The 10414-nt window shown below is 35.5% G+C and carries 10 protein-coding genes; all 10 read left to right on the top strand.

From position 1 onward, the window contains the following. Positions 1-461 (top strand): RsmD family RNA methyltransferase (locus tag RT405_RS09245; RefSeq protein ID WP_313469228.1); only part of this gene is annotated, 461 nt, incomplete at its 5' end. Then, complete coding sequence (gene coaD, locus RT405_RS09240; RefSeq protein WP_313469227.1) at positions 454-942, top strand: pantetheine-phosphate adenylyltransferase; 489 nt, start codon at positions 454-456, stop codon at positions 940-942. The genes RT405_RS09245 and coaD, both read left to right, overlap by 8 nt. Before the next feature lie 49 nt (positions 943-991). Then, complete coding sequence (locus RT405_RS09235; RefSeq protein ID WP_313469226.1) at positions 992-2035, top strand: SepM family pheromone-processing serine protease; 1044 nt, start codon at positions 992-994, stop codon at positions 2033-2035. Positions 2036-2150: 115 nt separating this feature from the next. Then, positions 2151-2849, top strand: a complete 699-nt coding sequence (locus RT405_RS09230; protein WP_313469225.1) for a helix-hairpin-helix domain-containing protein — start codon at positions 2151-2153, stop codon at positions 2847-2849. A gap of 119 nt (positions 2850-2968) precedes the next feature. Beyond that, positions 2969-3424 (top strand): ComE operon protein 2, encoded by a 456-nt coding sequence (locus RT405_RS09225; protein WP_156959127.1) that lies wholly within the window; start codon positions 2969-2971, stop codon positions 3422-3424. 54 nt (positions 3425-3478) lie between these two features. Beyond that, positions 3479-5827 (top strand): DNA internalization-related competence protein ComEC/Rec2, encoded by a 2349-nt coding sequence (locus RT405_RS09220; protein WP_313469223.1) that lies wholly within the window; start codon positions 3479-3481, stop codon positions 5825-5827. A gap of 65 nt (positions 5828-5892) precedes the next feature. After that, positions 5893-6918: a DNA polymerase III subunit delta gene (holA, locus tag RT405_RS09215; RefSeq protein ID WP_396163627.1), complete on the top strand. Its 1026-nt coding sequence runs from the start codon at positions 5893-5895 to the stop codon at positions 6916-6918. A 156-nt stretch (positions 6919-7074) separates the two neighbouring features. Then, a complete protein-coding gene (gene rpsT, locus RT405_RS09210) occupies positions 7075-7329 on the top strand; it encodes a 30S ribosomal protein S20 (protein ID WP_035028600.1) in 255 nt (84 codons plus the stop codon). A gap of 540 nt (positions 7330-7869) precedes the next feature. Beyond that, positions 7870-9858, top strand: coding sequence for an excinuclease ABC subunit UvrB (gene uvrB / locus RT405_RS09205; RefSeq protein ID WP_313469222.1), 1989 nt, complete (start codon positions 7870-7872; stop codon positions 9856-9858). 233 nt (positions 9859-10091) lie between these two features. Continuing rightward, entirely contained in the window at positions 10092-10361 is a 270-nt protein-coding gene (gene rpsO / locus RT405_RS09200; protein WP_035028594.1) for a 30S ribosomal protein S15, read from the top strand. Positions 10362-10414 lie beyond the last annotated feature (53 nt).

Raw genomic sequence — 10414 nt, 5'->3', positions numbered from 1 at the left:
ATTTTGATGGCGGTACTTGTTTAGATTTATTTGCAGGAAGTGGCAGTCTGGCTATTGAAGCGGTTTCTCGAGGTATGGAGCATGCTGTTTTAATTGATAAAGATCCTTTAGCGATCAAAACCATCAAAGAAAACATTGAAATGACTAAAGAACCAAGTAAATTTGAAGTTTTCCGCAATGAAGCTAATCGCAGTATAGATGTTTTGATCGGCAGAAAAAAAAGCTTTGATCTGCTTTTTTTAGATCCTCCTTATTTAGAACAGGAAATTGTGCAACAACTTGAAAAAATTATGACAGGAAACCTTTTAACAGATAAAGCGTTAGTTATTTGTGAAGTCAGCCGGAAAATTGATTTACCGACAATCATTGGAATAGCTAAAGAATTTAGAACAGAAATTTATGGAGCCAGCAAAATTGTTTTATATGAGGTAATTAAAGAAGGGGGAACTGAAAATGACTAAAATTGCGCTTTTTCCCGGGAGCTTCGATCCTTTAACTAACGGACATTTAGATACAATTGAACGAGCTGCCAAGCTTTTTGATCAATTGGTTATTGCTGTAGCAACTAATACGTCAAAAAAAGCTTTATTCAGTGCAACCGAAAAAAAAGATTTAATTCAACAAGCAGTTTCTCATATAGCAAATGTGACAGTAATTGAACATACAAGCGGCTTAACGATTGACTTAGCAAAAAAAATCGGCGCTGACGCTATGATTCGCGGATTACGTAACCTACAAGACTTTGAATACGAAACAAATATTGCGGCAATGAATAAAACTCAAGATAAAGAAATTGAAACAGTTTTCTTGATGGCTGCTGAAAAGCACCGCTTTTTGAGTTCAAGTTTAATTAAAGAAGTTGCTTTTTTTGGCGGTGATATTTCAGAATTAGTGCCGTATCATGTCAACGCTGCAGTTAAAAGTAAATATACTGGTGACTAATGTAATATGACATCCCAATCAAAAAATGCTTACAAAAAGGGTGACTGCGATGAAAAAAAGAAAAAGTCCAAAACGAATAGGATGGATAATAGCTCTTCTTCTGGTAGCTCTAGGCTTTGTTGTGCCTCTTCCTTATTATATAGAAGCTCCAGGATCGGCTGTTCATTTGTCAGATTTGATTAAAGTTGATGATCAAAAGGATACGAATAAAGGAAGTTATATGCTTACAACTGTTTCGATCAGGCAAGCAACACCATTGACTTATTTGATGAAGTACTTGCCGTATCATGAAGGATTGACGCAAGATGAGCTTTTTGGTACGACTACTTCTAATGAAGAGTACAATAATTTACAAAAGTACTATATGGATAGTTCAATTAATGCGGCCATTGAATTAGCTTATAAAACAGCTCATAAGCCTTATACTTTAACCTATAAGGGCATTTATATCATGTCTGTTCTGCCTACCTCCAACTTTGAAGGGAAATTAAAAATCGGTGATACCGTTAGTGCCTTAGATGGAAAAACTTTTGAAAGCTCAGATCAATTTATGGATTATGTAAAGCAACAAAAAGTGGGGCAAAATCTAACGGTTACTTATCAACGAGATGGTAAAACAGATACGGTCACGGCACCTTTAACGGAAATGAAGGAAACGAAACTTCCAGGACTAGGTATTAGTTTAGTTGATCATACGACAATTGAAACGGAAACACCGGTAACCGTTAAATCAGATCAAATCGGAGGTCCTTCTGCCGGATTTATGTTTGCACTGCAAATTTATACTCAATTAACCGGAAATGATTTGCGAAAAGGACATGAGATCGCAGGAACAGGAACGATTTCTCCAGATGGAACAATCGGACGAATTGGCGGTATTGAAAAGAAAGTGGTAGCGGCAAGCAAAGAAGGAGCAACTATATTTTTTGCACCTGATGATACCATTGATCCGATTATTCAAAAGAATTACCCTAAATTACAATCGAATTATAAAGAAGCAGTGGCAGCGGCTGATAAATTAGATACGAAAATGACTGTCGTTCCAGTAAAAAACTTTCAAGACGCGATCGATTACTTGAAAAACTTAAATTAAAAAATTCCTCAAGTCTACGTAAAATAGATTTGAGGAATTTTTATTTTTTAACATAAATGTTTGTTTTTTACAGATAGTTAAGAAAGAAGCATTCATTAAGGAGGCGAACAGATTTATGGAGAAAACAGTGAAACAATGGATAATAAAAAATCGTTTGTTTCTGGGAATGGGAACAGTCTTATTATTGTTGATACTGATAGGAATGTTGATGTTCATGCTAGTTTCAAATCCGGAACCCACGACTGAAAATGATTTTTTGGTGAACGATTTTTCTAGTAGTTCTTTGGATAAAGAAACCAAAATGAACAACAACGAAGCCGATTCTCCAGATAAAGCAAAAACAGAAAAAATCTATGTGGATGTAAAAGGAGCTGTTTACCTCCCAGGTGTTTATGAAGTAAGTTCAGATTTACGGTTAATTGATGCTATTACCTTAGCGGGCGGTTTTTTGCCTACAGCAAACCAAGACTCAGTCAATTTAGCACAAAAGTTATCGGATCAAATGATGATTACCATTCCTGAAATGAGGAGTGAAGCAGAAATAAGTTCTGAAATAGGAGAACAATCTCCCGTTACAGTGACCGTTTCTGAAGAAAGTAAGGATACAGAACCTGGTAAAGTGAATATTAATGCAGCGGATACAACAGAATTGCAGACTCTGTCTGGTATAGGCGAAAAAAAAGCAGAACAAATTTTACAGTATAGACAAGAGAACGGCTCTTTTCAAACGATTGAAGAATTAAAAGAAGTGTCGGGCATAGGGGAAAAAACATTTGAGGCATTGAAAACTTTTATTACAGTGGGCGTTGAATAAAAGAGTAATAAAAGAAAGATTGAAAGTTAAGAGGAGCTTTTGTATACTAAATAAGCATTTAAGGAATTAAAATGATCGCGGTTTATTTACGAAATAAGATGAAGGAGGAGACTAAAATGATAGAACGTATTCCTTGGAATCAATATTTTATGTCACAAAGCTTATTACTTTCTTTAAGAAGTACCTGCGAGAGGCTGACAGTCGGAGCAACGATCGTTAGAGAAAAAAGAATTATCGCTGGCGGGTATAATGGATCTGTGAGCGGTGACGTTCACTGTATCGACGAAGGCTGTTATGTTGTTGATGGACACTGCTTAAGAACGATCCATGCAGAAATGAATGCTATTTTGCAATGTGCGAAATTTGGTGCTCAAACAGAAGGTGCAGAGATTTATGTTACTCATTTTCCTTGTCTTCAATGTACTAAAATGATTCTGCAAGCGGGAATTAAAAAAATTTATTATTTAGAAGATTACCATAACAATCCATATGCACTGAAACTGATTGAACAAGCCCACGTTCAATGTGAAAAAGTAGATTTGCCAGAACATTTTTTTGAAAGTTTAAAATTTTAAAAAAATGGACATTCAAAGTGTTTTCCCAGACAATGACAGCTTAATCAAGATAAGATGAGAGATTATGTTTTATTTTCAGCTATTTTATGTTTGCTCAGCAGCCTAGTTGTATTGACTGCTGGACATTGGTTAAGTTTGTTTTTGCTGGTATTTTTTTTGATTCGTTTATGCAAGTCAGGAAAACGTACTTTAATTATTGGAACTCTTTTTTTGGTTTTGTTGACTAGTTTTGTTACTGGAATTCATCAGTGGTCGAACCAGACAAAATTGCTTGAAGAAGAACAAACTTTTTTGATGGAAGTAGATGCAGATGAGCTGAAAATAGATGGAAATCAAATACAATTTTATGGGGTAATCAAAGCAACGGAACATCATCCGAAAATCTCAGAAAAAGTCATTACTTTTTATACTCTGTCTTCATTAAAAGAAAAAGAAGATTGGCAAGCTCAAACAGCTAATTTAAAAATTAAACTAACCGGAAAGTTAACAGTACCCGAAAAAAATAGAAACCAATTTCAGTTTAATTACCAACAATTTTTATATCGAAAAAGAATCCATTGGATATTGAAAGCTGAAACCATTCAGGTTATTGAACAACCTGTTTCTTTTAAAGACAAACTTAACTTTAAGTATATAAGAGCGGCTCTTTTAAACTACGTTGACAAGACAATGCCAGTAAAAACGGCACAATATATGAAAACGCTCCTTTTCGCTGAGATATCTTCTTTGGATCAAGCGACTATGCAAAATTTTAAAAATATTGGGATTGTCCATTTACTCAGTATTTCTGGTCTACATATTCAATTCTTATTAACCGGTTTAATCTATAGTTTTTGGCGTATAGGAATTACGAAAGAAACAACTTTTTATTATATGCTGGTTATTTTGCCGGTATATGGGAGCTTAACGAATTGGGGAACCAGCGTTTACCGAGCCATTGTGATGAGTTTGATTTTGTTAGTCAGTTCACATTTTAAATGGAAAATGTCTAATCTTGATGCTTGGTCTTGGACAATGCTATCGGCTTTGTTGATTGATCCTTACCAACTTTATTCAGTAGGATTTCAATTAAGTTATGTATTGAGTTTTATTTTATTGATTCTTTCTCAAACATTTTTGAGCCGATCTAGACCAGCTTTAGTTAATAACCTATTGATATCTTTTATTTTGATGTTGGTTTCCATCCCAATTTTGTCTTTTCATTTTTTTGAATTTTCTTGGATCGGTGTTTTTGCTAATTTATTATTTGTTCCCATTTTTGCATGGCTGCTCTTACCAGTATTAATCGGGCTTTTTTTTCTTTCTTTTTTTCTACAAGGCAGTTTAATCTTTCCAGGTATCGTAAAGAGCCTTGATGGTATACTAGGCCTGCTCGAAAGAATCGTACATTGGCTCAGCAACTGCCCATTTGCTATGGTTGTAACGGGAAGAGTTCCGCTTTTTTTGACTAGTTTATTCATTTTGTCGTTGCTTTATTTTCTTATGACTTTAGAGAATAAGAGTAGAAAACAACGATATAGTATAGGCTTGTTGTTTGTCGTCTTGGTTACATTTGTCGCTTACCAAAGGTATTCTCCAGTTGGAGAAGTTATCCTGATCGATGTGGGGCAAGGAGATGCAGTGTTGATTAAAGAACCTTTTGGCAGAGGAAATTATTTGATTGATACAGGCGGCATGCTGGCATTTGAGAAAGAAGACTGGGAAGAGAAAGAAAAGCCAACGACTGTCGCTAGTCGGACACTGATTCCCGTATTAAAGGCACATGGGTTATCTTCTTTGGATCAAGTGTTCATTACTCACGGGGATGAAGACCATATGGGCGCGCTAGAGGAATTATCAGAAGCGATCCAAATCAAAGAACTTCTTTTTCCAGCAGGTACAACAAATAAAGCAGTTTTTCTGCAAACTGTCTTAAAACTAAAAAGTACCGGCACGCTTATTCAAGAAGTTTTAGCTTCGACCAAAAAAAGGAATTCTGTTAATCAGTCCTTAAGCGTATTATGGCCATTTGTTCCAGGGCAAGGAGAAAATAATGATTCAATGGTTCTTCATGGAAAAATTGGTTCCCTTTATTGGTTGTTCACTGGTGATTTAGAAGAAGAAGGAGAGAAAAAGATTGTTCAGCATTATCCTGAGTTGAAAGTAGATGTTTTAAAAGTTGGTCACCATGGAAGTCGTACTTCGTCTACTAAACCATTTCTAGACTTAGTTAACCCGCAAAAAGTGTTGATTTCGTGCGGTTTAAAGAATCGTTATCACCATCCTGACCCAGATGTTTTACTTCAACTTCAGCAAACCAATGCTCATATTTACCGAACAGATTTAGACGGTGCTGTTCATTACCGCTATATAAAAATTGGGGAACATCTTTACCGTGAAGAGTTTTATGCTATTCTAAAGTAAATTTCCCTTGCAAAATCATTTAGGGATTTGTACGATGAAAGCAGGATAAGAAAGTGGTGACCATATTGAATTTCGCAAGTGAAATGGCAAAACTAAAAAAGGGTGAGATTGCATCAGTTTATTTGGTTTTAGGAACTGAAGACTATTTGGGAGGGATTGCCCGAGACACAATCATCCGTTCAGTTTTAAAAAAAGATGAAATCGACTTAAATTATGGTGCTTATGATATGGAGGAAACTCCACTTGGAACAGCACTAGATGATGCAGAATCCATTCCTTTTTTTGGAGACCGACGGCTTGTCATCATTGATCGGCCTCTTTTTTTAACAGGAGATAAAAGCAAATCTAAACTTGAACATGATATAAAATGGTTTGAAAACTACCTCAATCAACCTTCAGAAACGACAACTTTAGTTGTTTTTGCTCCTTATGAAAAATTAGATGAGCGAAAAAAAATAACAAAACTATTGAAAAAAAAAGCAGTGGTAATTGAAACTAGAGCAATGGCAGAAAAAGAGATGCGGCAGTATTTAAAAAAGACTATTGAGAATGAAGGTTTCACTATCTCTCCTGAAGCATTTGAATTGTTCATTCAGTTGACAGATGCAAAGTTGTCAGTTGCCATGTCTGAGTTGCCAAAATTGATTTTATTCGGACAAGAAACTAAATTTATAACGAAAGAAGCCGTTAATGAATTAGTAGCTAAATCATTAGAACAAAACATTTTTGCTTTAAATGAATACGTTCTAAAAAAAGAAACTGGCTTAGCGCTTGAATTGTATCAAGATCTTTTACTACAAAAAGAAGATCCTATTAAAATTAATGCAATCATGACCACGCAATTTCGTTTGCTGCTTCAAATAAAAATACTTGAGAAAAAAGGATACCAACAAGGAGATATAGCTAAGACATTAAAAGTACATCCTTTTCGAGTGAAATTAGGCATTCAGCAAATGCGCAAGTTTGACGAACAGACATTGATTGAAGCTTATAATGGGTTGATAGAAGCGGAATACCGGTTAAAAACAGGACAAGGCGATCGAGAAATGCAGTTTGAATTATTTGTTTTGCGATTTGCTGGCAGACGGTAAATGGGTAAAAGCACAACTGCCGTTTGAGCTATCAAGTAAAAAAACTTTACAGTTTATATTGCAATGCAGCGAAGCGTTATGTATAATGATTAAGTGTTGGAAACAACTAGAATAATCTATTTTAAGTTGTAATTAATTGAAAGTGGGGTGAATCAAATGCCAAACATCGAATCTGCAATCAAACGCGTCCGTACTTCAGAAAAATCAGCTTTAGAAAACAATGTACAAAAGAGCGCTATGCGTACTGCTGTAAAAAAATTCGTTCAAGCTGCTGAAGCTGGAAGCGAAAATACTGAAGCATTGCACAAAGAAGCTATCAAATCTATTGATATGGCTGCATCAAAAGGATTGATTCATAAAAATAAAGCTAACCGTGACAAATCTCGTTTAACAGCTAAATTAGCTAAATAAGAAAGCACAGTTAACTTATTTATAAGTCAAAGAAAAGATGGTATGTATTGTTTTAACAATACATACCATCTTTTCTTGTTTTCGTTTTTCACTAAAAGGACTAGTTGTTTTCCGGTTCTTTTGTCGTTAAATGGACGAAAGCCACTCCATTTTGGAGTGGCTTTCTAATTAAAAATAAATATTCTTAAAGTTATTCGGGGAGAAAAATACTATTCAAATTATATCAATCGATTTCTCATTTAAACAACATAAACCCAACCTCTTTTATGTCCTTACAGTTCTGTAACTGTGCCAGTGTGAATAAATTTCTTAAAAACTATTTTATATAATGCTTCATACTTACTCTTAATACCAAACTAGTATAACACAAATAATTGTTAAAAGATACTCTTTTATAGATTTAGCAAAACACCGCTTCAACCTGAGCTTACGGTTGTAAGAACGTATGTTCAGTGGTAGAATAAAGGCAGCACAGATCATTATAAATAGGTATACTTTACACTTTTTAAAAGAATAACAGACTGGATGTGAAGTAAAAAGATGGAAAAAGACCAATTTGACCTAATTTCTAAGTATCAACCTAGTGGAGACCAGCCTGATGCGATTAAAGAATTAGTTAAAGGAATTGAAGAAGGAAAAAAAGAGCAAACGTTGCTTGGCGCAACCGGAACAGGCAAAACGTTTACAGTCTCTAATGTGATTCAAGAAGTAAATAAACCGACACTTGTTATTGCACACAATAAAACATTAGCCGGTCAATTATATAGTGAATTTAAAGAGTTTTTTCCAAATAATGCTGTTGAATACTTTGTTAGTTATTATGATTACTATCAACCTGAAGCGTATGTTCCTTCAAGTGACACGTTTATTGAAAAAGAATCCAGTGTGAATGATGAAATCGATAAATTACGTCATTCAGCAACAAGTGCTTTATTAGAGCGACGTGATGTTATTGTTGTGGCATCCGTTTCTTGCATTTACGGTCTAGTTAACCCGATTGATTACCGCGACCATGTATTGTCCTTGCGTGTTGGAGCGGAGATGAAGCGTGATGATATGCTGCGTCGTTTAGTAGATATGCAGTTTGTACGCAATGATATTGATTTTCAACGGGGGAATTTTCGCGTAAGAGGAGATGTAGTCGAAATATTCTTGGCTTCTCGTGACAGCGATGCGGTTCGGATAGAATTTTTCGGGGATGAAATTGATCGAATTCGAGAAGTCGATGTTTTAACCGGAGAAGTTAAAGCTGAAGTCCAGCATGTACCTGTTTTTCCGGCTACTCACTTTGTTGCAAATGAAGAACAAACGCGTAATGCAGTAAAAACGATACAGGCCGAACTAGAAGAACAACTAAAAAAATTGCGTGCAGAAGATAAACTCATTGAAGCACAGCGGCTAGAACAACGGACCAACTATGATCTGGAGATGTTATTAGAAATGGGCTATTGTTCCGGAATCGAAAACTATTCTCGGCATATGGATGGCCGTAAACCTGGTCAGCCACCTTACACATTGATAGATTTCTTCCCAGAAGATTTTTTGATTGTCGTGGATGAATCGCATATCACTATGTCACAAATTAGAGGCATGTTTAATGGAGATAAAGCGCGAAAAGAGCGTTTGATCGAATATGGATTCCGCTTGCCTAGTGCTTTAGATAACAGACCGCTGCGATTAGAAGAGTTTGAAAAACATGTAAACCAAATCATGTATATTTCGGCTACTCCTGGACCATATGAATTAGCACGTACTCCAGAAGTTGTTGAGCAGATCATTCGTCCAACGGGGTTATTGGATCCAATTGTTGAAGTTCGTCCAATCAAAGGTCAAATTGATGATTTGATCAATGAGATCAACGAACGCATTGAGAAAAATGAACGGGTATTTATTACGACATTGACGAAAAAAATGTCTGAGGATTTAACGGATTATCTAAAAGAGGTAGGCATCAAAGTAGCTTATCTACACAGTGACATTAAAACACTAGAACGAACGGAGATTATTCGAGATCTGCGCTTAGGAGTATATGATGTTTTGATTGGGATCAACTTGTTAAGAGAAGGTATTGATGTACCGGAAGTTTCATTGGTCACGATATTGGATGCAGACAAAGAAGGATTTTTGAGAAGTGAACGGTCATTGGTTCAAACGATTGGACGTGCAGCTCGTAATCAAAATGGAAAAGTGATTATGTATGCTGATAAAATTACCGATTCAATGAAGGCTGCTATTGAAGAGACAAGTCGGAGACGTAAAACACAAGAAGCGTATAACGAAGCACACGGCATTACACCAACGACTATCATTAAAGAAGTGCGTGATTTGATCTCTATCACAACTGCTGTAACTGGAGAAGACAAAGGTTCATTGACGTCTGATAAAGTAGCAGGCTTAAATAAGAAAGAAAGAAAAGAACTAATTGGAAAATTAGAAGCTGAAATGCAAGAAGCAGCAAAAGCATTAGATTTCGAAAAAGCGGCTAATTTGAGAGATATTGTTCTGGAGTTAACGGCTCAATATAAATAAAATTGAGCTGTTATAGCGGAAGTAAACACCTCTGAACGAAGTGGTGCTTTAGGAACTGATGAGTTAAGAAAAACAAGATCAAAATAGATAAAGAAGATGAGATAAATGCTTGCATTTATCTTTAACATCATGTAAAGTTTATTTATGTGCAAGACACAGTCCTTTACTTGGTTTAACGAATCACCAACGTATACTCAGTAATAGGATAAATTAAAAGGAAGAGGTGTTTAGAAATGGCAATTTCTAAAGAAAGAAAAAACGAAATCATGAAACAATACGCAATACACGAAGGTGATACTGGTTCTCCAGAAGTACAAATTGCTGTATTGACTGAAGAAATCAATCATTTGAATGAACATGCACGTGTTCATAAAAAAGACCACCACTCATACCGTGGACTAATGAAAAAAATTGGTCACCGTCGTAATTTATTAGCATACTTACGTAACAAAGATGCTAATCGTTACCGTGAATTGATTCAAAGTTTAGGCCTACGTCGTTAAAAATGTGTGTCTATTTAAGAAGCGAGGTTCGCAGGAATCTCGCTTTATTCTTT

It is taken from the genome of Carnobacterium sp., assembly GCF_032094055.1.
GTDB lineage: Bacteria > Bacillota > Bacilli > Lactobacillales > Carnobacteriaceae > Carnobacterium_A.
This window is presented reverse-complemented; position numbering and strand designations above follow the sequence as displayed.